Raw genomic sequence first — 22,976 nt, forward strand, 5'->3', positions numbered from 1 at the left:
CCGCTCTTATCTGTTTGACGGGTGCCAGAATGTCAGCGCGCGCTCGATCAGCACCAACGCGCCGTAGAACGCGGAGCCGGCCAACGCCGCAACCGCGATTTCCGCCCAGACCATGTCGACATTCATCCGGCCGACCTCGGTTGAAATGCGGAATCCCATTCCCACGATGGGGGTGCCGAAAAACTCGGCCACGATGGCACCGATCAGCGCCAGCGTCGAATTGATCTTGAGGGCGTTGAAAACGAACGGCAATGCTTCGACGAGCCGCAGTTTCCAGAGCGTCTGGCCGTAGCTGGCGGCATAGGTGCGCATCAGATCCCGCTGCATCGCGCTCGAGGCCGAAAGCCCTTCCAGAGTGTTCACCAGCATCGGGAAGAAAGTCATGATCACGACGACAGCTGCCTTGGAGTGCCAGTCGAAGCCGAACCACATGACCATGATCGGCGCCACGCCGATGATCGGCAGCGCGCTCACCATGTTGCCGACCGGCACAAGACCACGTTTGAGGAAGGGCGAGCGGTCGACCAGGATGGCGGTACCGAAGCCGATGCTGCATCCAAGCGCATAGCCGACGATCACCGCCTTTAGGAAGGTCTGCACGAAATCCGCCCAGAGGATCGGCACCGAGGCAGTCAGTTTTGCCCAGATCGCGCTCGGTGCCGGCAGCAGCACCTGAGGCACCCCCGCGCCACGCGTGACCGCCTCCCAGATCAGCATCAGCCAGAGCCCGAAGATCAGCGGGATCAGCAGGTCGAGGGCGCGCCGACCGCCGGTCGGAAGGGTTCTGGAGAGCGCAGCAAGACGGCTGACGCTGGTCCAAGCCATCAACCAAGCCGATACCAAGAGGCTCCAATAGGCCCCGTCCATCTCGCCCGGCGCCGAGTCGACATGCAGCATCAGGGGGATCGCCGCAGCATGAACAGCAAGGAAAATCGCAACAACCCCCAGCGGCCCGTCGCGTCGAACAACAGCAGATCCGACGGCCGCCAGGAGCAGTCCAGCGCAGGCGACGAACGCGGCGGAAACCGAGGCATGCCCGGTGAGCGCGGTACCAGCGGCAAAGAGCCATGCCGCCGCACCGCCAAGAACGGTCAGGGGGATTCCGGCAATCATTGCACCATCCCCATGCGCCGCCGCACGGCCTTGTCCGCCACACCGACAATGGTCACCAGCATGGCGGCGAGGAAGGCCGCGCTCAGCAGCGCCGACCAGATCTGTACCGTCTGCCCGTAGTAGGACCCGGCGAGAAGACGCGCGCCGAGGCCCGCGACCGCGCCGGTCGGCAGTTCGCCAACGATCGCGCCAACGAGGCTGGCGGCGATGGCAACCTTCATCGAGGTGAAGAGAAACGGGATCGAGGACGGCCAACGCAGTTTCCAGAAGGTCTGCAGGGACGACGCGCTGTAGGTCCGCATCAGGTCGAGTTGCATCGGATCCGGCGAGCGCAGGCCTTTCACCACGCCGACGGTGACCGGGAAGAAGGAAAGATAGGTCGAGATCATCGCCTTCGGGATGAGGCCGGAGATCCCGATCGCGTTCAGCACCACGATCACCATCGGCGCGATGGCAAGGATCGGAATGGTCTGGGAGGTGATGATCCAGGGCATCAGGCTGCGCTCGAGGCTTTCGACATGAATGATCGCGGCGGCGAGCACAATCCCGAGACAGGTTCCGATCAGGAACCCGAGCATGGTTGAAGAAAGCGTTATACCGGCATGATAAACAAGACTTCTTTTGGATGTTATCTTCTTCTCGACCGTGGTCTTCCAGATCTCGGCGGCGACCTGGTGCGGCGCCGGCAGCACAGGCCGTTTCTGGTTCAGGGTCTGAACGACGAATTCGCCGGTGCTCCGCTCCACCTTCGCGCGCGCGTCCTGGTCGCGCTGGAACGGCGTGTTCAGCGCCACCGCGCCCACATACCAGACGCAGAGCAGAACCAGGACCACGGTCAGGACCGCGGCAGTCTTCGAGTGCAGGAAATCACTCATCGTCATAGGCGTGCCCTGCCCGCAGCCCGTCGCGAACGCGGTGCGCGATCTCCAGGAATTCCGGCGTCTCCCGGACATCCAGCGTTCGCGCGCGCGGCAGGTTGCAGTCGATCACGTCATGCACCCGGCCCGGGCGCGGCGACATGACGACGATCTTGGTCGAGAGAAAAACCGCCTCGGGGATCGAGTGGGTGACGAAGATGACCGTCTTGTTCGTGCGGTCCCAGAGCTGGTTCAGCTGCTCGTTCAGATGGTCGCGGACGATCTCGTCCAGCGCGCCGAACGGCTCGTCCATCAGGAGCAGATCCGGCTCGACCGCGAGCGCACGGGCAATGGAGGCGCGCTGCTGCATGCCGCCGGAAAGTTGCCAGGGGAATTTGCGCTCGAATCCGGCGAGATTCACAAGTTCAAGATTGCGCCTGATGCGCGCCTCGCGCTCCGTCTTGTCCAGTCCCATGATCTCAAGCGGCAGAGCGACGTTGCCGGCGATGGTGCGCCAAGGATAGAGCGCGGCGGCCTGGAACACATAGCCATAGGCCCGCGCCTTGCGCGCCGCGTCCGGCGTCATCCCGTTGACGGAGATCGTGCCCGAAGTCGGCTGTTCCAGATCTGCGATCACCCGGAGCAGCGTTGTCTTGCCGCAGCCGCTCGGACCGATGAAGGAGACGAACTCGCCGCGCTCGACCGTCAGGTCCACGTTGGAAAGCGCGTGGACCGGGCCGTCGTTCGTCTCGAAGGTCAGGCAGAGGTCCCGCGCCTCGATCACCCGGAAGGCGGATGTCTCCCCCGCGCCGCTTGCCCCGTTCGCGGCGCCGGTCGCCTCGATGTCTGTCACCATAGTCTCCAAACCGGCGGACCGGCCGGCACCCTACCGGCGGTCCGCTTCTGTTTTCGTTGTGCCGGGCGGCCTTAGACGCCGGCCGGCATGTTCTCGGCAGAACGCACCACCTTGCGCGGCGCCGACAGTTCCTTCCACTTGGACAGCGCCTTGTTGGTCGCCGGATAGGGATCGCGGCCGACGAATTTGCCTCGCCCTTCCGCAGCATCGACCTTGCCCTCGGTCGCGACGATCTCGCCGCGGCTGAGCGTGAAGCGCGGCAGCCCCGTCACCTCGATCCCCTCGAAGACATTGTAGTCGATCGCGGAGACCTGGTTCTTGGCGGTGATGGTCTTCGACGCCTTTGGATCCCAGACCACGATATCGGCATCGGCGCCGACGATCACCGCGCCTTTCTTCGGGTACAGGTTCAGGATCTTGGCGATGTTCGTTGATGTCACCGCGACGAACTCGTTCGGCGTAAGGCGGCCGGTATTCACGCCGCGCGTCCAGAGCACAGGCATCCGGTCCTCAAGACCGCCTGTACCGTTCGGTATCTTTGTGAAATCGCCGATCCCCATGCGCTTCTGCTCGGTTGTGAAGGCGCAGTGGTCGGTTGCGACGCATTGCAGCGAGCCGGCGGCAAGGCCGTTCCAGAGACCGTCCTGGTGCAACTTGCTGCGGAACGGCGGCGACATCACGCGACGCGCGGCGTGGTCCCAGTCGGGATGGGCATATTCGCTCTCGTCCAGCACGAGATGCTGAATCAGCGGCTCTCCGAACACCCGCTTGCCGTTCTGCCGGGCGCGGCGGATCGCCTCGTGCGCCTCCTCGCAGGAGACATGCACGATGTAGAGCGGCACATTCGCCATGTCGGCGATCATGATCGCCCGGTTGGCGGCCTCGCCCTCGACTTCGGGAGGACGGGAATAGGCATGCGCCTCCGGGCCGTTATTGCCTTCGGACATCAGCTTTTCCTGCAGATGGGCAACAACGTCGCCGTTCTCCGCATGAACCAGCGGCATCGCGCCAAGTTCGGAACAGCGACGGAACGAGGCGTACATCTCGTCGTCGTCGACCATCAGCGCGCCCTTGTAGGCCATGAAGTGCTTGAAGGTGTTGATGCCGCGCTTCACCACCTGCTGCATCTCGTCGAAGACCTGCTCGGACCACCATGTGATGGCCATGTGGTAGGAATAATCTGTGACCGCCTTGGACGCCTTCTGGTCCCAGCTTTGCAGCGCCTGCATCAGGGACTGGTCAGGCACCGGGAGACAGAAATCCACCAGCATGGTGGTCCCGCCGGAGACGGCGGCCGAGGTGCCGCTGTGATAATCGTCCGCCGAATAGGTGCCCATGAAGGGCATTTCCATGTGCGTGTGGGGATCGATCCCGCCCGGCATGATGTAGCAGCCGGTCGCGTCTACGGTCTGATCGCCCGTCAGGTCCTTGCCGATCTGGGTGATTTTCCCGCCTTCGATCAGGACGTCGGATACGTAGCTGTAATCGGCGGTGACGATGGTCCCGCCCTTGATCACCTTTGACATGAACTTTCTCCTGTATCGATTTGTTTTTATTCGACGATCTGTGCCGTCTCGACCACGGCATGGAACAGCACGTCCGCCCCCGCGGTCGCCCATTCACGGGTGATCTCCTCGTCTTCGTTGTGGCTGAGCCCGTCGACACAGGGGCACATCACCATAGCGGTCGGCGCCACCCGGTTGATCCAGCAGGCGTCGTGGCCCGCGCCGGACACGATGTTCCGATGGGAATAGCCGAGCCGCTCTGCCGCATCCCGGATCGCCGTCACGCAGCCCTCGTCAAAAGTAACCGGGTCGAAGCCGCCGGTCTGCTCGATCTCGAGGCCGAGCCCGATCTCGTCGGCGATCTGCTTCGCCCCCTTGCGGAGCTTCGCCTCCATCTCCTCGAGATTGGCCTTGTCCGGGTGGCGGAAATCGACGGTGAAGACGGTCTTGCCCGGAATGATGTTGCGGGAGTTCGGATAGAGCTCCAGATGCCCGATAGCACCGACGCCGTTCGGCCCGTGCTCCAGCGCGATCCTGTTCACCAGTTCGGTCACCCGGGCCATTCCGAGGCCGGCATTGATGCGCTTGGGCATCGGGGTCGAGCCGGTATGGCTCTCCTTGCCGGTCAGTGTGATCTGGAGCCATTTCAGGCCCTGGCCGTGGGTTACCACGCCGATATCGAGATTCTCGTCCTCGAGGATCGGTCCCTGCTCGATATGCAGTTCGAAGAAGGCGTGCAGCTTGCGCTTACCGACCGGTTCGTCGCCCTTGAAACCGATCCGCTCCAGCTCGTCACCAAGCTTCTTGCCTTCGGCATCGGTCCGGTCGTAGGCCCATTCCTGGGTATGAACGCCGGCAAAGACGCCTGAGGCAACCATGGCGGGGGCGAAGCGCGTGCCCTCTTCGTTGGTCCAGTTAACCACCTCGATCGGGTGCTTTGTCTTGATGCCGAGTTCGTTCAGCGTCCGGATGATCTCGAGGCCGCCCAATACGCCGAGCACGCCGTCGTACTTGCCGCCGGTCGGCTGGGTATCGAGGTGGGAGCCGACCATGACGGGCAGTGCCTCAGGATCCGTGCCTTCGCGCCGGGCGAACATGTTGCCCATGCTGTCGACGCCCATGGCCAGGCCCTGCTCGCCGCACCATCGGGCAAACAGCTCGCGCCCTTCCTTGTCGGAATCCGTCAGCGTCTGGCGATTGTTGCCGCCGCGGACGCCGGGCCCGATCTTCGCCATTTCCATGAGGCTGTCCCACAGCCGCTGACCGTTGATCCGGATATTGCTTGCCGGCTCGCTCATCCAAGACTCTCCTGTCCGCTCCGTCCCGGGGACCGGGACATTCTGCGCTTTCGGTCATAAGTCCATGTCATCAAACAAGACTTTGACCGTTAACGATTTTTGAGAGCAATTGTCTTCATGCTCTTCTGCCAGTATAAGCAAAGACAAGTTTGACCATTCGATCAAGATTAAAGTGTAGGCAATCCACGCCCTTCACTGCCCGGAAACCACGCAGGCAACCCGACCCCCGACATGATCCTCACCCATCCGTCCTCACCGCCACTCTCCAGCCCTTCTTCCGCTGCCGAAACAGGTTCTGCGTAATGGCCGCCATCACCGGCGAGGCGCCGCGCACGCGGATCCAGCAGGAGAACCGCGAGCGCATCCTGAAGGCCGCGCTCGACATGTTTTCACGCTCTGGCTACCGCGGCACCACGCTCGACCAGATCGCCTCGGCCGCCGGCATGTCGAAGCCGAACATGCTCTATTATTTCCGAACCAAGGAGGAACTCTACCGCAGCGTGCTGCAGGACACCCTGGATGACTGGCTGACCCCTTTCGCAAAACTTGACCCCGAAGGCGATCCGAGCGCCGAGCTTGGCGCCTATATCTCCGCGAAACTGGCCCACGCCCGGATCAACCCGAAGGCCTCCCGCCTGTTCGCCAATGAGATCCTTCAGGGCGCCCCATTGCTGGAAAAGACCCTGAAAGGTCCCCTGAAGAACCTCGTCGAGGAAAAGTCCAAGGCAATCCGCGCCTGGATAGCCGCCGGCAAGATGGTGCCGATCGAGCCATTGCACCTGATCTACATGATCTGGGCCGCGACCCAGCATTACGCCGATTTCGAGACCCAGATGGATGCGCTCGAAGGCACTGAACCGGAGACCCGCGAGAAACGTTTCGAGACGGCCGAGCGGACACTCTTCACGGTGCTGTTCAACGGGCTGAAACCACGTTAACAATACCCGCCAACCGATTCATTTTCCTCATTATATGTCACCCCGCATTTGATCCGGGACCTTTCGAAGCGCCACTGAATGCTTCGCCCATAAGGTCCCGGCTCGGCAGCCGTGATGACGATCTGTCGGTCTATTCCGCCGCCACCCGCATCGGGTTGTTCGGGTGGGTCGTCCAGTTGGCATAGTCCGGATTGATCTTCTGGCCGGTGCGCGCATCCACGCCCTCCGTCAGATGCTCCATTGTGATGCAATCCTCGACCGGGCAGACATTGACACAGAGATTGCAGCCGACACATTCCGCGTCATTCACCTCGAAATGCCGCTGACCGTCCTTCTCCGCCCAGATCGCCTGGTGCGAGGTATCCTCGCAGACGATGTGGCACCGGCCGCACTTGATGCAGCTCTCCTGGTTGATCCGCGCTTTGACCACATAGTTCAGGTTCAGATACTGCCAGTCGGTGACGTTCGGCACGGCGAGGCCGACGAACTGGTCGACCGAGCTGTATCCCTTCTCGTCCATCCAGTCTGAGAGCCCGGACTTCATCTCCTCCACGATCTTGAAGCCGTAGGTCATTGCCGCCGTGCAGACCTGCACGGTGCCGGCGCCCATGGCCATGAACTCCGCGGCATCACGCCAGGTAGTGATCCCGCCAATGGCGGAAATCGGCAGGTCCCGCGTCTCAGTGTCCCGAGCGATTTCCGACACCATGCTGAGCGCGATCGGCTTCACTGCCGGTCCGCAATAACCGCCATGCGTCCCTTTCCCGTCGATATGAGGGCTCGGCGCCATCACATCGAGATCGACGCCCATGACCGAGTTGATCGTGTTGATCAGGGAAACCGCGTCGGCCCCGCCATTCTTCGCCGCCCGCGCGGGTTGGCGGACATCGGTAATGTTCGGCGTCAGCTTCACGATCACCGGCATGCGGGTGTGCTGCTTGCACCAGCGCGCGACCATCTCGACATATTCCGGCACCTGGCCGACGGCGGATCCCATGCCGCGCTCGGACATGCCGTGCGGACAGCCGAAATTAAGCTCGATCCCGTCGGCTCCGGTCTCCTCGACCAGCGGCAGGATCTTCTTCCAGGCCTGCTCCTCGCAGGGCACCATCAGCGAGACGACGACGGCCCGGTCCGGCCAGGCCTGCTTCACCGCCTTGATTTCCCGGAGATTCACCTCCAGCGGCCGATCGGTGATCAGCTCGATATTGTTGAGGCCGATCAGGCGCCGATCGTTCGAATGCACGGCGCCATAGCGCGGGCCATTGACATTGACGACATGCGGATCCTCTCCGAGCGTCTTCCAGACGACACCGCCCCAGCCCGCCTTGAAGGCACGGGTGACATTGACCTCGCGGTCGGTCGGCGGCGCGGAGGCGAGCCAGAACGGGTTGGGGGATTTGATCCCGAGGAAGTTGGTCTGCAGATTTGCCATGATCTTTCTCCCGATCCGGCTCAGGCGCCCGTCAGCGCCGCATGGATGGAAAGCGCGGCCTGTTTGCCGTCCTCGACCGCGGCGACGGTCAGATCCTCGCCGCCCGCGACCGCGTCGCCGCCCGCCCAGACCTTGGGGTGACTGCTGCGCCGATCTGCGCCTGCCTTGATTCGCCCGCCCTCGAGCGCGATTTCCGCCTTGGCTCCCTTGAGCGGCGCCGGCACGAACGCCTGTCCGATTGCCTTCAGCACCATGTCGGCCTCGAGGGTGTAGCGCTCGCCGGTGTCGACCAGCTTGCCCCCCTCGTCCCGCGTCTTCATGAAACTGATCGCGGCGACCTTGCCGTCCTGCCCGGCCTCGATCTTGTCGGGCCGCGCCCAGTGCCGCAGCACGACGCCCTTCTCCTTGGCCAGCGACTGCTCGTAGGCGCTTGCATTCATCCGGTCCGCGCCGCGGCGATAGACCAGCGTCACCTCCTCCGCACCGAGCAGTTTCGACTGCACCGCGGCGTCGATCGCCGTCATGCCGCCGCCGATCACCACGACTCGGCGGCCAACCGCGACCTTTTCCAACGCAGGCGCCTGTCGCAGATCTTCAATGAAATCGACCGCATCGGCGACGCCTTGGAGCTGCTCGCCTGCAACGCCGAGCCCGTTGGTCGCCCCGAGGCCGAGACCCAAGAAAACCGCGTCATAATCCGCGATCAGCGCATCCAACATCACGTCCCGGCCGAGCGCGACGCCGGTCTTCAACTCGATGCCACCGATGGAAAGCACGAATTCGAGCTCGCGCCTGGCGAACTCGTCGACCGTCTTGTAGGCGGCAATGCCGTATTCGTTGAGCCCGCCGCCCTTGGCTTTCGCCTCCAGGATCGTGACATCGTGCCCGAGCATGGCGAGGCGATGGGCGCAGGAAATGCCGGCAGGTCCGGCTCCGACCACGGCAACCTTCCGTCCGGTCGGCGCCGCCCTTTCGAAGGGATGGGCACCGGCCGCCATCAGATGATCCGTCGCATAGCGCTGCAGCTCGCCGATCCGGACCGGCTTCTGCTCCGCGGTCTCGCGCACGCAGGCCTGCTCGCAGAGCGTCTCGGTCGGGCACACACGGGCGCACATCCCTCCGAGGATGTTTGCGCCAAGAATGGTCTTGGCCGAGCCGGAAGGATTGTCAGTCAGGATCTGGCGGATGAAGAGCGGAATGTCGATCCCGGTCGGACAGGCCGTGACGCACGGCGCGTCATGACAGAAATAGCAGCGGTCCGCCTCGACATAGGCTTCATGCTTGCTGAGCAGCGGGTGGAGATCGGCGAAATTCGACTCGACCTCCGCCGGGGACAGACGGTCCCCACGGATATCAGACGGCATAATCTCTCCTGTTCGATCACGGTGCATTTGCACTCGTTTTTTACTATCTGATCAAAAACCTTGGGAGACGTCAAACTGTACGATCGCATGCGGTGAAAAAAACGCCGGAAGGAGTATCCTTCCGGCGCTCAAGGTCGCTCTGACGCAGAGGCAGTCGGGTGGGCGTCAGATATCGTGGCTAATATGCCCAGCTCGCAAGCACGGCGGGCTCGACGCGGCTGTAGGCGCCGCCGGGAGCGACATTCCGCTCGCCCCTGTCGTCCAATGCGCCTTCCGAGATCGCGAGTGCAGGCTGGTAGAACCCCTTGAACCGTTTCAGCGCCCGCATCCAGGCCTCGCGCAGCTTGCCGTCCTCCACCTCCACCTCGACCGCATCCACGCCGCAGCGCTGAAGGAACAGGAATTGATCCTGGATGACATGACCCGTCGCGCGAATTTCACCCTTGAAGCCGAAACGGTCCCGCAGCAGACGGGCCTGCGAGAAAGCGCGGCCGTCGTTGAATTTCGGGAAAACCAAGATGACGGCATCAATGAAATCGAGATCGTCTGCGATCTCCTCGACCGCATCAGCATTCTCCAGCCGGACGGCGCGACGGTCGAAATTGGCTATCAGCGTCTCGCGGCCCGCGATCCATTCCGCGAGCCCGACGACAACCGGCGTCTCGCGAGATAGCGCTCCCGGATCCGTCTCGGCGAGCGAGACCCACACATTCTCTTCGATCCGGCCATTCTTAATGATTGGCATAGAGAGTCTCCTTGAAAGGTTCGATGCCGACCCGATTCACGGTGTCGATGAAGAACTCGCCTCCCTCCCGGATCTTTCGGAAGGTGGCGATCAGGGTATCGATGGCGTCGACCACCTCCTCGGCCGGGAAAGACGGTCCGAGAATCCGGCCGATGGCCGCGTTCTCGTCGGCGATGCCCCCGATGGTGATCTGGTAATGCTCCACGCCTTTCTTATCGACGCCGAGAATGCCGATATTCCCGACATGGTGATGCCCGCACGCATTGATGCAGCCGGAGATGTTCAGCGTGACCGGACCAATCTCCGCCTGCAGCGCCGGATCGGAGAAATGCCGGCTGATGCGTTGCGCGATCGGGATCGCGCGGGCATTGGCAAGGTTGCAGTAATCCAGCCCCGGGCAGGAAATGATGTCGGTGATGAGGCCGATATTGGCGTCGGCCAGACCGTGTTCGCCGAGTTCCTGCCAGAGCCGGTGCAGGTCCTGCTTGCGGACGTTTGGCAGCACCACGTTCTGTTCGTGCGCGATCCGGAGTTCGCCAAGAGAGTAGCGCTCGGCAAGATCGGCCAGCGCCTCCATCTGCGCCGAGGTAGCATCGCCCGGAACCCCGCCCGCCGGCTTCAGCGACACCGTGACGACGGCATAGCCTTGCTGCTTGTGCGGGAACAGGTTCGTCCTCGTCCAGGCGGCGAATGCGGGATCCGTAAATCGCGCCGCGTCAAACGCCGCCACAGGCTCGGCGATCTCCTCATAGACCGGCGGCGCGAAATGTTGCTCGATCTCCCGGATTCGGGATGGCTCCAGGGTCAGTACGCCGTCCTTGATCGCCTCCCATTCCTCCTCGACCATAGCCGTGAATTTCTCGATGCCGACGGCAGCGACCAGGATCTTGATCCGCGCCTTGTAGAGATTGTCGCGCCGGCCGAGCAGGTTGTAGGTCCGGAGGATCGCCTCGAGATAGGACAGAAGATGCTGCTTCGGCAGGAACGTCCGGATGGTCTCGCCGACGATCGGGGTCCGTCCCTGTCCGCCGCCGACAATCACCTCGAAGCCGGCCTCGCCTGCCTCGTTGCGACGCATCCGAAGGCCGATATCGTGCAGCTTCACTGCCGCCCGATCATGCTCGGAGCCGGTTATGGCGATCTTGAACTTGCGCGGCAGGAAGGTGAATTCCGGATGTAGCGTCGACCATTGCCGGATGATCTCGGCCCAGACCCGGGAATCCTCAATCTCGTCCGCCGCGACGCCGGCGAACTGGTCTGCCGTCACATTGCGGATGCAGTTCCCGCTGGTCTGGATCGCGTGCATCTCGACATCGGCGAGCGCATCCAGAATGTCCGGCACGTCGTCCAGCTTGATCCAGTTGTACTGGATGTTCTGACGGGTGGTGAAATGGCCCCAGTCGCGATCCCAACGCTTCGCGATATGGCCGAGTTGGCGCATTTGTCTCGCAGAGAGCGTGCCGTAGGGAATGGCGACCCGCAGCATATAGGCGTGAAGCTGCAGATAGAGCCCGTTCATCAGCCGGAGCGGCTTGAATTCGTCCTCGGTCAACTCGCCCGCGAGGCGGCGCGTGACCTGTTCGCGGAACTCTTCGGTGCGGTCCCGGAGGAAGGCATGATCGAATTCGTTGTACTGGTACATCTCTCGTTATCCGGGGCTCAGCGGAGGGGCGTGGTTTCAGGGAGATCCGTGCCGACGGTCGGCCCGGCCGAGCGGATGATCTCGCGCTGGCTGACCGCCGAGATCCCGCATTCGGAAACGTCGACGGCAAAAAGATAGGGACCGACGATCTTTTGCTGCTTCATCGCAAGACCGGCGCGTTCCTCGAGGCGAACGGCTTCTTCTTCGCCCTCGGCCACCTCCGCGTCATGCAGACTCAGCACCCACTCGTCGTCCGCGCCGAGATAGACAACGGCACCGTCGCTGAGCCTGTTCGCGGTCATGATCTGCTTCTGGGAAACCTTCTTCATGTCACTCTTTTCCTAGACAGCGACGCGGTGATGCCGGGCATCGGCCGCCTCGAAACTCTCACCGTCGGCCAGCGCCGCCACATCGCCGATCACGATCAGGGCCGGAGCCTCGACCTTCCGGTCCTCGACCAGTCCGGCCAGGCGGCCGAGTTCGGCCTTCAACACGCGCTGCTCCGGCAAGGTTGCCTTTTCGATCACGGCGACCGGTGTCGACGCAGCCCGTCCGGCGGCAAGGGCATCGGCCATGATCCGCGGCGCGGCGCCAAGGCCCATATAGATGACCAGCGTGCCTTTCGGATCGGCCAGAAGGTGGCGGTCGAACTCCGAGAGACCGTTGCGGTCGTGCCCGGTCAGGATGGTCAGTCGGTTCGCGTGATCGCGATGGGTCAACGGAAGGCCTGAAACCGACGCCGCACCAAGTGCCGCGGTGACACCCGGCACAACCTCGACGGCGATGCCGCGCGTCTTCAGAAAGGCCAGTTCCTCGCCCCCCCGGCCGAAGATGAAGGGATCGCCGCCTTTGAGGCGCACGACGCGTCGGCCGGCCCCGGCATGTTCGGCGAGAAGCGCATTGATCTCGTCCTGGCTCCAGGACTGGCAACCGGCACGCTTGCCGACGTCGATGCGCAGCGAATCCCGCCGGACATAGTCCAGCATGGTTGGACCGATCAACGCGTCATGGACGATGACATCCGCGTCCTGCATCAGCCGCAGCGCCTTCAGGGTCAGGAGGTCGGGATCGCCGGGTCCCGCACCGACGAGCGCGACCGATCCGGGCAACCCCGAATGAGCTCCGCTGTTGACCAGGCGCAGCATCGCCTCGCGGGCTTCCGTGTTCCGGCCCTCCAGAACGTCCCGCGCGACCGGGCCGTCGAAGAAACGCTCCCAGAAAAGGCGCCGGCCGGCGCCGGCCGGCATCGCCGCGGAAACCGCGCCGCGAAAGCTTTGGGCAAACCGGGCCAGCGCACCGAGGCGCACCGGGAGCAGCCGCTCGATCTTCTCGCGAATACGCCGCACCATGACGGGCGCCGCGCCTTCGCTGCCGATGGCAATCAAGACCGGGTCGCGATCGACGATGCCGGGGATGATGAAGGTGGACAGATCGGGACGATCGACGACGTTTGTCGGGATGCCGGCTTCCCTGATCCAGCGCGCCACTTCCTCGATTTCAAGATCCTCGGCGTCGCCGACGATTGCGAGGCGCACCGCCTCCAGGTCGCGGGGCTCAAATGTCCGCCTGTGCAGCTCGATCCGCCCCGCGCCGGCGAGCGCCGCGATCTCGTCGATCGGCGCAACGCTGACGACGCGGATGCGCGCCTCCGTCTTAAGCAACAGACGAAGCTTGCGCGCGGCATCCTCGTTGCCGCCGACCAGAAGCGCACAATGGCCGGAGAGGTCCGCGAAGACCGGAAGATACTTCATCGGAGGAAATCCGCAGTTGGAATGGCAGTTTCGAGATGCGACCGCATGGCCGGCTCCGTTCCGTTGTCACGAAAGGGCCCACGGGATCCGTCCCGTGGCGCTTTAGCGGTTTGGTGCGCGGCCGCAAGCTGCCCTTCAAATCACCGCGTTCCCGTCTCCGGGCGAGGAGAGCTGTTGAACTCTCAACGCCCCTGAAATATCATTATTTTTCCCGCATCGACAATATTACCCCCTCAAATAGAACGGATCGTTCCCACCAAACTCAGGAAATGACGATACTTGTCAGAAAATTGGATGTTTAAGAATGGATGACATGGACAGAAAGATTCTGCGCCTCCTGCAGCAGGACAGCAGCATCTCGGTTTCCGATATCGCGCGGCAAGTCGGGCTCTCGGCTTCGCCCTGCTGGAAGCGAATCAACCGGATGCAGGTCGACGGACTGATAAAACGCCAGGTCGCGGTCCTGGATGCCGAAAAGCTCGGATACGGCCTGACGGTGTTCGTCAGTATCAAGACAGGGGAGCATTCCGCCGACTGGCTGCAGACTTTCGCCAAGACGGTAGAAGCGATGCCCGAAGTGCTCGAGTTTCATCGCATGGCCGGCGAGGTCGACTATCTGCTCAAGGTCGTGGTTCCCGACATGAAGAGTTTCGATCTGTTCTACAAGAACCTCGTGGAACTCACCGCCCTCAGCGAAGTGACCTCTCGCTTCTCGATGGAGACGATCAAGGAGACCACCACCCTCCCGGTTTGAATCGGCATCTGATTGAAGGGGTTTGATTCGGGGGCTCTCGGAAGTTCAAAATCGAAAAATTTGACATTATCTAACCGCGGCGAGGGGGTTCCGAGCAAATTTATGCCGCATTGCGGTATAGATGGAGATGAATGGTTGCCAAATCCGAATTTCGAACGCACAAATTCCGGCGAGCTGCGAATAGATACTTGTAAAGAGTGCGGTCAGTGGCTTCACTCTGCGATCTGTTCGCATCTGAAGAAACAATCTTACCAGGGAGCTTCGAAATGAAACGTCGCGACTTTATCACCAAGGCCGGACTCGCCGGTGTCGGCGGTGCCGCCGCCGCCGCTGCCTCGTCCTTCCCGAAACCGTCGCTCGCCCAAGAGCGCATCGAGATGGTGATCGTCTCCACCTGGGGACGTGACTTCCCCGGTCTCGGCACCAACGCCCAGCTTCTGGCCGAGCGCATTCAGGAAACCTCCGGCGGCCGCATCCAGGTGCAGTATTTCGCCGCCGGCGAGCGCGTCGGTGCGTTCGACGTGTTCGACGAAGTCGCCTCCGGTAACGCGCAGGCCTATCACGCTGCCGATTACTACTGGAAAGGCAAGCACCCGGCCTGGGCCTACTTCACCTCCGTGCCGTTCGGCCTGACCTTCAGCGAGATGGCCGCGTGGATCCATCACATGGGCGGTCAGCAGCTTTGGGACGAACTGGCCGGCGATTTCGGCCTGAAATGTCTGCCGGCCGGCAACACCGGCGTGCAGATGGGCGGCTGGTTCAACAAGGAAATCAACAGCGCCGACGACCTCAAGGGTCTGAAGATGCGTATTCCGGGCCTCGGCGGCGACGTCATGGCCAAGCTGGGCGCTTCCCCGGTTTCCCTCCCGGGCGGTCAGATTTACGAGAACCTGGTCTCGGGCGCCATTGAGGCCACCGAGTGGGTCGGCCCGTGGAACGACTATGCGATGAAGTTCTACGAAGCCACCAAGTACTACTACTTCCCGGGCATGCACGAGCCGGGCGGACCGGACTCCCTCGGCATGAATGCCTCCTGGTGGGGCTCCCTGACCAAGACCGATCAGGCGCTCATCACCTCCGTGGCAATGCAGACGAACGACTGGATGATGGCAGAATACAACGCCAAGAACGGCGAGTATCTGCGCAAGCTGGTCGACGAGCACGGTGTCGTTGTGAAGGAATTCAACGACGACGTCTATGACGCCTTCGGCGAAGCCGCGGACGAGGTCTTCGAAGAGACCCGCCAGCACAGCGATCTCGCCAACCGTGTCCATGAGAGCTTCCTGAATGCCCGCTCCGCCGCCGGCGGCTGGCTGAAGCTCGCCGACGTCGGTTACTCCCTGAAACGCAACCGCGTTCTAGGCATGTAATCTCCTAACCACCGCAAACGATAGAGACGGGATCACGCGATCCCGTCTCCTTTCTTGAAAGAAGACTTCAGGACATGGTCGGATCGGCTTCGGGGGCATCGATGGGTGCCGCGGCGGCGTCTGGATATCAGACGCCTGTATCTTCCATCACCCGCATCTTTTGTTGGACCGTTGTCAGCGCAACCCTCGTTTTCGCGCTGAACAACTACCTCATCTTCTGGCTGGACTGGCCCGGCATGGTGACCTTCCTCGGTCATCTGGGGCTGCTTCCCGCCTTTGCTCCAAAGAATCCGCTGGACGGAACCGCTACGACCCTCGGCGCGGTGCAGACCCTTTCCTACCTGTTTTGTGCCGTCGGCGCCGTTCTCTACACGAAGCGCACGCCGGACCGTCCGCTGAGAGCAGACTCCGAAACCATGGTTTCGGTCTCCGCCTACATAATACGGGCCTCGTTCTGGGCCGTGATCTTCGTTGGCGTCGCAGATATGGTGATCTCCTTTCTCCGCGTCGAAGATCTGCTCACCGTTCTCTTCGGCGACGAGATGGCCACCGCGCTCGGACGTCCGCAGTTTCGTGGCAGCTATGTTCACATTCCGCTGATCGTGGCCGGTTGCGTGATGGCAGCCTTTTCCCGCTCGCTCGGTTTCACATGGCTCGCCCTGCTGGTTGTTGTGGCCGAACTGAGCATCGTGATCAGCCGCTTCATCTTCTCATACGAGCAGGCCTTCCAGGGCGACCTCGTCCGGTTCTGGTACGGCGCCCTGTTCCTCTTCGCCAGCGCCTATACGCTCTACGAAGACGGGCATGTCCGGGTCGACGTGCTTTATGCCGGCCTCACGAGCCGCATGAAGGGCCTGGTCAATATATGGGGCTCGCTGCTGCTCGGCATGTCGCTCTGTGTGACCGTGCTCGCCATTGGGATGGCTGGTAAGAGCTCGATCATCAACAGCGCGCTGCTGAGCTTCGAGGTCTCCCAGTCCGGCTTCGGGATGTATGTGAAATATCTGATGGCCGGCTTCCTCGGGATCTTTGCGATCACGATGATGATCCAGTTTGCCGCCTACATGCTCGAAAGCCTTGCCGACTATCGAGACGACCCAGGCAAGCGCCAAATCACCGAAGCTTCAGCCCACTAAAGACCCGAAGAGCGAACCCGACTGATGGAACTCGTATTCCTCCTCCTGCTTGTCGTTATCATGGCGGGCGCTTTGGCGTCCGGCTTCCCGGTCGCCTTCGCGCTCCCCGGATCCGCGATCATCACCATCGGCCTTGCCGCCCTCTCCGGGGAGATTTTCGCCGGCGATACGGCCGCATATTTCGCCCAGGGCGGGCCGATGAACTGGCTCACGGCCGGTGTCACGAACTTCCGCGGCGTCTATTGGGAAGTCGAGCGAGACACACTGATAGCCATCCCGCTCTTCGTCTTCATGGGCATCATGCTGCAACGCTCGAAGATCGCCGAAGACCTGCTGGTCTCCATGGCGCAGCTGTTCGGACCGATCCGCGGCGGCCTCGGCATCTCCGTCGTCTTCGTCGGCGCGCTGCTGGCAGCCACCACCGGAATCGTCGGCGCGACCGTCGTCGCGATGGGCCTGATCTCGCTGCCGGCCATGCTGCGCAACAACTATTCGCATCCGCTTGCAACCGGCACGATCGCCGCTTCCGGCACGCTCGGACAGATCATTCCGCCCTCGATCGTCCTCATCATCCTCGCCGACCAGTTGGCAAGCGCCGTCGATCAGGCCGGCATGGCGCGGACCGCCTATTTCAAGGAGATGACCGGCGAATTCACCATGCCGAGCTCCTTCGGCGTCAGTTCTACAAGCGCCGGCGACATGTTCATGGGAGCTCTCTTGCCGGGCTTGATCCTTGTCGGCCTCTATATGGCTTACATCCTGATCATGGCCTTCTTGCGGCCGTCGGTGGCTCCGGCGGTTCCGTTCGAAGGCAGTTACGACCGCAAGTTTGTGCTCCGCGTGCTGCTCTCCCTCGTGCCGCCGCTGACCCTGATCTTCGTCGTGCTCGGCTCAATCATTACCGGCATCGCGACCGTGAATCAGGCTGGCGCAATCGGTGCCGTCGGCGCCATGGTAATGGCCGGCTACCGCCTCTACGAAGGACGCGCCGGCGCCTTCCATCCGGCAATCCTCGCCATGGGATCCCTGATCGCGGTCCTCGTGCTCACCAGTTACCACCCGATCAACATCCGCAACGTCCAGACATCCGCCGATGTGGCGGCAGTCGTGGTCGCGGCCGTCGCGGTCGCGGTGTTTCTTGTCGCGATCGTCTGGAGCGGCTGGCGGGCTTTCATCATCGAGGACACTCTGCGCGGTGTCATGGTGGAAACGGCGAAGACGACAGCCCTCGTCTTCATCATCCTGCTGGGTGCGGCGATGCTGACCGCCGCCTTCCGCGCCTTCGGCGGCGAGGAGCTGGTGCGCGAGTTCCTGGCCAGCCTGCCGGGCGGGTTCTGGGCCCAGTTCATCATCGTTATGGCAGTGATCTTCATCCTCGGCTTCTTTCTCGATTTCATCGAGATCGCCGTGGTCGTGGTGCCGATCGTGGCGCCGATCCTGCTCGCCGATCCGTCCGCCAACATCACCGCGGTCTGGCTCGGCGTGATGATCGGGCTGAATATCCAGACCTCTTTCCTCACTCCGCCCTTCGGCTTCGCGTTGTTCTATCTGCGCGGTGTTGCTCCGGCCGCGGTGAAGACCCTCTCGATGTACAAGGGCGTCATCCCGTTCATCTGCCTGCAGCTGTTCGCCCTGCTCATCGTCGGCCTGACGCCGCAACTGGTGAACTACATCCCGAACCGGATGTCGCTCACCTCCGAAAGCGCCCCCCCGCCGAAAAACCCGCGGCTGCAGAACTGCATCGAGGATTATGTGCTGGCGACCTTCCGTGAAGAAGGAGACCAGATCCGTTCGGCCATCTCCGAGGCGAAGACCTGGGACCTCTCCTACCTGCCGAAATCCGTACAGAAAGACCTCGAGAAGAGCTTCGATGCCGCGGAAAAGTCTTTCCCTGCGATCGAAGAGGCGTTTGCGGCCTCGGCAGCCATCGAAGAAGCGGCAAAGACCTACCGCCCGCTTCACGTCGAGGTTCGCGCGACGCAGCGGGACATAGCCAAGCACGTAGCGGAAATCGAGGAACTCGAGGACAGAATCGAACTGCTCAGGCATTCCAACGGCGAGCAACTCGAGGCGGTCGAAAAACTGTCGACCAAAATCGAGAGGCTGAAGGCTGAACAGGCCGAACTCGAAGCCCAGGTCCCGTCGAACTGGGATCCGGATCACAAGGCCTTTACAAAGGTTCTCAGCGCCGAAAAGAAGGCGCGTCTGACCTATCGCCGGACGGTCGACACCGCGTACGAGCCGATTGCGGTCCTGCAGGCAACCCTGCGTGACACCGAAGCTCTCGCCGCGCTGTCCGGTGACATCGAAGGTCTTGCCGACCCGATCGCCAACCTCGAACCGCAAGAGGCCGAGGAGGTCATCAAGGAGGTCGAGTCCAGGATTGGAGCCGTCGTCGAAGCCGGGTCGATCCGCTCCGCCGTCGCCAAGGCGCGCCGCGCGCTTCGCGGCAAGAGCCCGGACAAGGAAAAGGCGCTCGAAGAACTGCAGAACGCCCTCGAGGTCTATGCGGATGAACTGGCCTGGCGTCAGCAGGCAAAGACCGCCATCAGCGCCAAGCTCGACGAGTATGAGGCGGCGATCCGCAACACCATCGGTCTCCGGCTGCTGGATCGCTTGCCACACGACATCGCCCTCGAGGTTGCGGCGTGTCAGTCCGACCACAAGGACATCTCGCTCTACTTCTAGCCGAACCCGGGTATCCGTTCGGACGAAAACCGGAGGCCATACGGTCTCCGGTTTTTTCGTTCTTGTTCCGTATCTTTCCGCCACGGGACAGTGGACCGCGTTCAAACGCGCCCGCTCCGTTACCGAACTGTCAAAAAACGAACATTAATTCCGTAACAGACGCCCAATAGCCTCCGCCTCGCATTCATTCGAACATGTTCTGCGAAGGCGATCCCGTGACTGCCAGAATCTCCTCCAACGCTTCCAAGCGCCGGGCCGAAATAACAGAAATGGTCCGCGCAGCGGGCTATCAATCGATCATCGATCTGGCGGAGCGTTTCGCCGTCACCGAGCAGACCATCCGCCGGGACGTCAATCAGCTCTGCGACAGCGGTCTGCTGCGCCGGCGCCATGGCGGTGTCGAACTTCCCTCGCCCAACGCGAATATCGACTTCGACCAGCGCATGATCCTGAACGCCGGTGCCAAGGCGCGGATCGCGGCCGCCGTCGCTGCACGCATTCCGGACGGCGCCTCCCTCGCCGTCTGCATCGGCACCACGCCGGAAATGGTCGTCCGCGCCCTGCACTCGCACAACGGCCTCCGCGTCGTGACGAACAACATCGCCGCCGCGCTGACTGCGAGCAGCAATTCCTCCTTCGAGGTCACGATCGCCGGCGGACGTATCCGGCCCGAAGGGCGCGACGTGCTCGGCCAGCAAGTCGAACAGTTCTTCTCCGCCTACAAGGTCGATTTCGGCCTCTTCGGTGTCGGCGGTGTGGACGTGGACGGCAGCCTGCTCGACTTCACCGAGGACGAGATCCGCGCCCGTGAGGCGATCAGCCAGAACTGCCGCACCAAGGTCGTTGTGCTCGATCATACCAAGTTCGGCCGCGCCGCCTATGTCCGCGGCGGACATATTTCCGATCCCGACCTCGTGTTCTGCGATGTGCCGCCACCGGCCGAAATTGCCGAGATGATCCGGGAGGCCGGACACGAACTGGTCATCGCCAGCGATGGCGACGCCGCCCTTTCGCTTCTCCCCGGCATGGCGGAAGCCGGAGAATGACCGGGATTGCCGTAAAAGGCCTGAGCAAGCGCTGGGGCGAGACCTTCGCGGTCCGTGACGTCTCTTTCTCCGTCGAACCGGGGAGTTTCGCCGTGCTTCTGGGACCGTCCGGCTGCGGAAAATCGACCTTGCTGCGCCTGATCTCCGGTCTGGAGACCGCGAGCGCCGGCAGCATCGAGATCGGCAGCAAGGACGTGACTGCGCGCCCGCCGGCGGAGCGCGACCTTGCCATGGTGTTCCAGTCCTATGCCCTCTTCCCGCATCTGAGCGTCGCCGAGAACATCCTCTTCGGTCTCAAGGTCCGCAAGACCTCGAAGCCGGAGCAGGCGGACCGTCTTGCACATGTCGCCGACCTGCTCGGTCTATCCGGACTCTTGGAGCGGCGGCCGAGCCAGCTTTCCGGCGGCCAGCAACAGCGCGTCGCACTCGGCAGGGCGATCATCGCCGAAAAGCCGATCTGCCTGATGGACGAACCGCTCTCCAATCTCGACGCCAAGCTGCGGCACGAGATGCGGGTGGAGATCCGCGCCCTGCAGCGCAAGCTCGGCATGACCATGCTTTACGTTACCCACGACCAGGCCGAGGCCATGGGCATGGCGAACCGCATCATCCTGCTGAAGGACGGCGCCATCGAGCAGGATGCGACACCGGCCGAAACCTATGGCCGCCCTGCGACGAGCTTCGCGGGCCGCTTCATCGGCACGCCTCCGATGAATGTTCTCGCGCTCTCCTGGGAATCCGGCGGTTTGCGGATCAAGGGAACCGGCACGGCGCTGCTGAACGGGATTCCCGAGACGGCTCTCACGGCCGGGATCCGCCCCGAGGATATCGCCCTCGATGCCGCGAGTCCGCACCGCGCGCAGGTCGAAACCATCGAGTATCTCGGCGCCGACACACTGATCGACTGCCGTATCGGCAACGAGCGGCTGACCGTACGGGCGCGCAGCGCCGACGGTCTCGCACCGGGCGCCGAGATCGGCCTCTCGTGGCCGCGGACGGCGCTGCATCTGTTTGACGCCGCGTCGGGGACCCGGCGCGACGACCTTCTGAACGGCGCGGGAGGATAGCGCGAACGCCGAATGGAATTGGTGTCCCGCGCGTGCGGGACATCCGTAAGAGCCGGGCGGATGACGTCCGGAACCCTTTTGAGGCAAGAGGATCTGAAAACGATGCACTTCACGAAGAAACTCGGACTCGGCGCCGTCGCGGCTGCGATGTCGCTCTCCATGGCCGGCGCCGCGCAGGCGGTCGACCTGCAGTTCTATTTCCCGGTCGCGGTCGGCGGCAAGGCGGCCGATACGATCGAGGCACTGACTCAGGAATATGCCGCCGCCCATCCCGACGTCAAAATCGACGCGGTCTATGCCGGCAGCTACCAGAACACCATCACCAAGACACTGACCGCCGTCAAAGGCGGAAAGGCTCCGCAGCTCTCGGTGATTCTCGCGGTCGACATGTTCACCCTGATCGAGGAGGACGCGATCGTTCCCTTCGAGGATCTGATCAAGACCGACGCAGACAAGGCATGGCTGAAGGCCTTCTACCCGGCCTTCATGGAAAACAGCCAGACCGGCGGCAAGACCTACGGCATTCCCTTCCAGCGTTCGACCCCCGTGATGTACTGGAACAAGGAAGCCTTCAAAAAAGCGGGACTTGACCCGAACACGCCTCCGGCGACCTGGCAGGAACTGGTCGAGTTCGGCAAGAAACTGACCGTAAAGGACGCGTCCGGCAACGTCACCCAGTGGGGTGTTCGGATTCCGAGCTCCGGCTTCCCCTACTGGCTGTTCCAGGGTCTCAGCACCCAGAACGACGTCATCCTCGCCAACAGCGACGGCAACAAGACCAATTTCGCCGATCCGAAAGTGATCGAAGCCCTGCAGTATCTCGTCGACCTCAGTGCCAAGCACAAGGTGATGGCGCCGGGCATCATCGAGTGGGGCGCCACCCCGAAGGCCTTCTTCGAAGGCGAGTCCGCTATCATGTGGACCACCACCGGCAACCTGACCAACGTCCGCAACAACGCGCCGTTCGAGTTCGGTGTCGCCATGCTCCCGGCCAACAAGCGTCGCGGCGCCCCGACCGGCGGCGGCAACTTCTACATCTTCAAGGACTCGACGGACGAGCAGAAGGCGGCCTCCCTCGACTTCATCAAGTGGATCACGGCGCCGGCGCAGGCGGCCAAATGGTCGATTGCGACCGGCTATGTCGCGCCGCGCGCGGATGCATGGGAAACGCCGGAGATGAAGGCCTATGTCGCCGACTTCCCGCCGGCGCTCGTCGCCCGCGACCAGCTCGAATACGCGGTGGCCGAGCTCTCGACCTACCAGAACCAGCGCATCACGACGATCTTCAACGACGGTCTCGAGGCCGCGATCACCGGCAAGATGACGCCGGAAGAAGCGATGAATGATGCGCAGCAGAAGGCGGACAGGATCCTCAAGGACTACCGCTGACACTCCGGGACCCGGCGGCGGG

General features: G+C 62.7%; 19 protein-coding genes and 1 riboswitch. Of the genes, 8 read left to right on the forward strand and 11 right to left on the reverse strand.

Annotated elements, in window-relative coordinates:
- Window positions 1-6: 6 nt before the first annotated feature.
- The 5 genes from ACOOE1_RS04715 to ACOOE1_RS04735 all read right to left on the reverse strand — a co-directional run bounded on the left by ACOOE1_RS04715 (window position 7) and on the right by ACOOE1_RS04735 (window position 5,629).
- Window positions 7-1,113, reverse strand: coding sequence for an ABC transporter permease (locus ACOOE1_RS04715; protein WP_420405185.1), 1,107 nt, complete (start codon window positions 1,111-1,113; stop codon window positions 7-9).
- Entirely contained in the window at window positions 1,110-1,988 is an 879-nt protein-coding gene (locus tag ACOOE1_RS04720; protein WP_420405186.1) for an ABC transporter permease, read from the reverse strand. The genes ACOOE1_RS04715 and ACOOE1_RS04720 overlap by 4 nt, the downstream gene beginning before the upstream one ends.
- Window positions 1,981-2,754, reverse strand: a complete 774-nt coding sequence (locus ACOOE1_RS04725; RefSeq protein WP_420406406.1) for an ABC transporter ATP-binding protein — start codon at window positions 2,752-2,754, stop codon at window positions 1,981-1,983. Before ACOOE1_RS04725 ends, ACOOE1_RS04720 begins: the two co-directional genes overlap by 8 nt.
- A 143-nt stretch (window positions 2,755-2,897) precedes the next feature.
- Window positions 2,898-4,352 (reverse strand): dihydropyrimidinase, encoded by a 1,455-nt coding sequence (gene hydA / locus ACOOE1_RS04730; protein ID WP_420405187.1) that lies wholly within the window; start codon window positions 4,350-4,352, stop codon window positions 2,898-2,900.
- A gap of 26 nt (window positions 4,353-4,378) precedes the next feature.
- Window positions 4,379-5,629 (reverse strand): Zn-dependent hydrolase, encoded by a 1,251-nt coding sequence (locus ACOOE1_RS04735; RefSeq protein WP_420405188.1) that lies wholly within the window; start codon window positions 5,627-5,629, stop codon window positions 4,379-4,381.
- Between the two features lie 302 nt (window positions 5,630-5,931).
- Here ACOOE1_RS04735 and ACOOE1_RS04740 point away from each other — a divergent pair, with 302 nt between their 5' ends.
- Window positions 5,932-6,567, forward strand: coding sequence for a TetR family transcriptional regulator C-terminal domain-containing protein (locus tag ACOOE1_RS04740; protein ID WP_420405189.1), 636 nt, complete (start codon window positions 5,932-5,934; stop codon window positions 6,565-6,567).
- A gap of 130 nt (window positions 6,568-6,697) precedes the next feature.
- Here ACOOE1_RS04740 and preA read toward each other — a convergent pair whose 3' ends face one another.
- The 6 genes from preA to cysG all read right to left on the reverse strand — a co-directional run bounded on the left by preA (window position 6,698) and on the right by cysG (window position 13,504).
- Window positions 6,698-8,002, reverse strand: a complete 1,305-nt coding sequence (preA, locus tag ACOOE1_RS04745) for an NAD-dependent dihydropyrimidine dehydrogenase subunit PreA (RefSeq protein ID WP_420405190.1) — start codon at window positions 8,000-8,002, stop codon at window positions 6,698-6,700.
- A gap of 20 nt (window positions 8,003-8,022) precedes the next feature.
- Entirely contained in the window at window positions 8,023-9,366 is a 1,344-nt protein-coding gene (locus tag ACOOE1_RS04750; RefSeq protein WP_420405191.1) for an NAD(P)-dependent oxidoreductase, read from the reverse strand.
- A 178-nt stretch (window positions 9,367-9,544) separates the two neighbouring features.
- On the reverse strand, window positions 9,545-10,111 hold the full coding sequence (locus ACOOE1_RS04755) for a DUF934 domain-containing protein (RefSeq protein ID WP_420405192.1): 567 nt from the start codon (window positions 10,109-10,111) through the stop codon (window positions 9,545-9,547).
- Window positions 10,098-11,753, reverse strand: a complete 1,656-nt coding sequence (locus tag ACOOE1_RS04760) for a nitrite/sulfite reductase (protein WP_420405193.1) — start codon at window positions 11,751-11,753, stop codon at window positions 10,098-10,100. The genes ACOOE1_RS04755 and ACOOE1_RS04760 overlap by 14 nt, the downstream gene beginning before the upstream one ends.
- A 17-nt stretch (window positions 11,754-11,770) precedes the next feature.
- A complete protein-coding gene (locus ACOOE1_RS04765; RefSeq protein ID WP_420405194.1) occupies window positions 11,771-12,082 on the reverse strand; it encodes a DUF2849 domain-containing protein in 312 nt (103 codons plus the stop codon).
- 12 nt (window positions 12,083-12,094) lie between these two features.
- Window positions 12,095-13,504, reverse strand: a complete 1,410-nt coding sequence (gene cysG / locus ACOOE1_RS04770; protein ID WP_420405195.1) for a siroheme synthase CysG — start codon at window positions 13,502-13,504, stop codon at window positions 12,095-12,097.
- A gap of 82 nt (window positions 13,505-13,586) precedes the next feature.
- A riboswitch (SAM riboswitch) is annotated at window positions 13,587-13,661 on the reverse strand.
- A 156-nt stretch (window positions 13,662-13,817) separates the two neighbouring features.
- Here cysG and ACOOE1_RS04775 point away from each other — a divergent pair.
- The 7 genes from ACOOE1_RS04775 (at window position 13,818) to ACOOE1_RS04805 (ending at window position 22,954) form a co-directional block, all read left to right on the forward strand.
- Window positions 13,818-14,258, forward strand: a complete 441-nt coding sequence (locus ACOOE1_RS04775) for an Lrp/AsnC family transcriptional regulator (RefSeq protein WP_420405196.1) — start codon at window positions 13,818-13,820, stop codon at window positions 14,256-14,258.
- A gap of 266 nt (window positions 14,259-14,524) precedes the next feature.
- Window positions 14,525-15,628 (forward strand): TRAP transporter substrate-binding protein, encoded by a 1,104-nt coding sequence (locus ACOOE1_RS04780; RefSeq protein ID WP_420405197.1) that lies wholly within the window; start codon window positions 14,525-14,527, stop codon window positions 15,626-15,628.
- A 101-nt stretch (window positions 15,629-15,729) separates the two neighbouring features.
- Entirely contained in the window at window positions 15,730-16,764 is a 1,035-nt protein-coding gene (locus tag ACOOE1_RS04785) for a TRAP transporter small permease subunit (RefSeq protein ID WP_420405198.1), read from the forward strand.
- A 24-nt stretch (window positions 16,765-16,788) separates the two neighbouring features.
- A complete protein-coding gene (locus ACOOE1_RS04790) occupies window positions 16,789-19,452 on the forward strand; it encodes a TRAP transporter large permease subunit (protein ID WP_420405199.1) in 2,664 nt (887 codons plus the stop codon).
- Between the two features lie 215 nt (window positions 19,453-19,667).
- The gene (locus ACOOE1_RS04795; RefSeq protein ID WP_420405200.1) at window positions 19,668-20,498 is read left to right on the forward strand and encodes a DeoR/GlpR family DNA-binding transcription regulator; all 831 of its coding nucleotides are present in this window, start codon (window positions 19,668-19,670) and stop codon (window positions 20,496-20,498) included.
- A complete protein-coding gene (locus ACOOE1_RS04800) occupies window positions 20,495-21,565 on the forward strand; it encodes an ABC transporter ATP-binding protein (protein ID WP_420405201.1) in 1,071 nt (356 codons plus the stop codon). Before ACOOE1_RS04795 ends, ACOOE1_RS04800 begins: the two co-directional genes overlap by 4 nt.
- Window positions 21,566-21,667: 102 nt before the next feature.
- Window positions 21,668-22,954 (forward strand): ABC transporter substrate-binding protein, encoded by a 1,287-nt coding sequence (locus ACOOE1_RS04805; RefSeq protein WP_420405202.1) that lies wholly within the window; start codon window positions 21,668-21,670, stop codon window positions 22,952-22,954.
- The last annotated feature ends 22 nt before the right edge of the window (window positions 22,955-22,976 follow it).

Origin of the sequence: Nisaea sp., assembly GCF_965216895.1 — a bacterium.
Taxonomy (GTDB): domain Bacteria; phylum Pseudomonadota; class Alphaproteobacteria; order Thalassobaculales; family Thalassobaculaceae; genus Nisaea.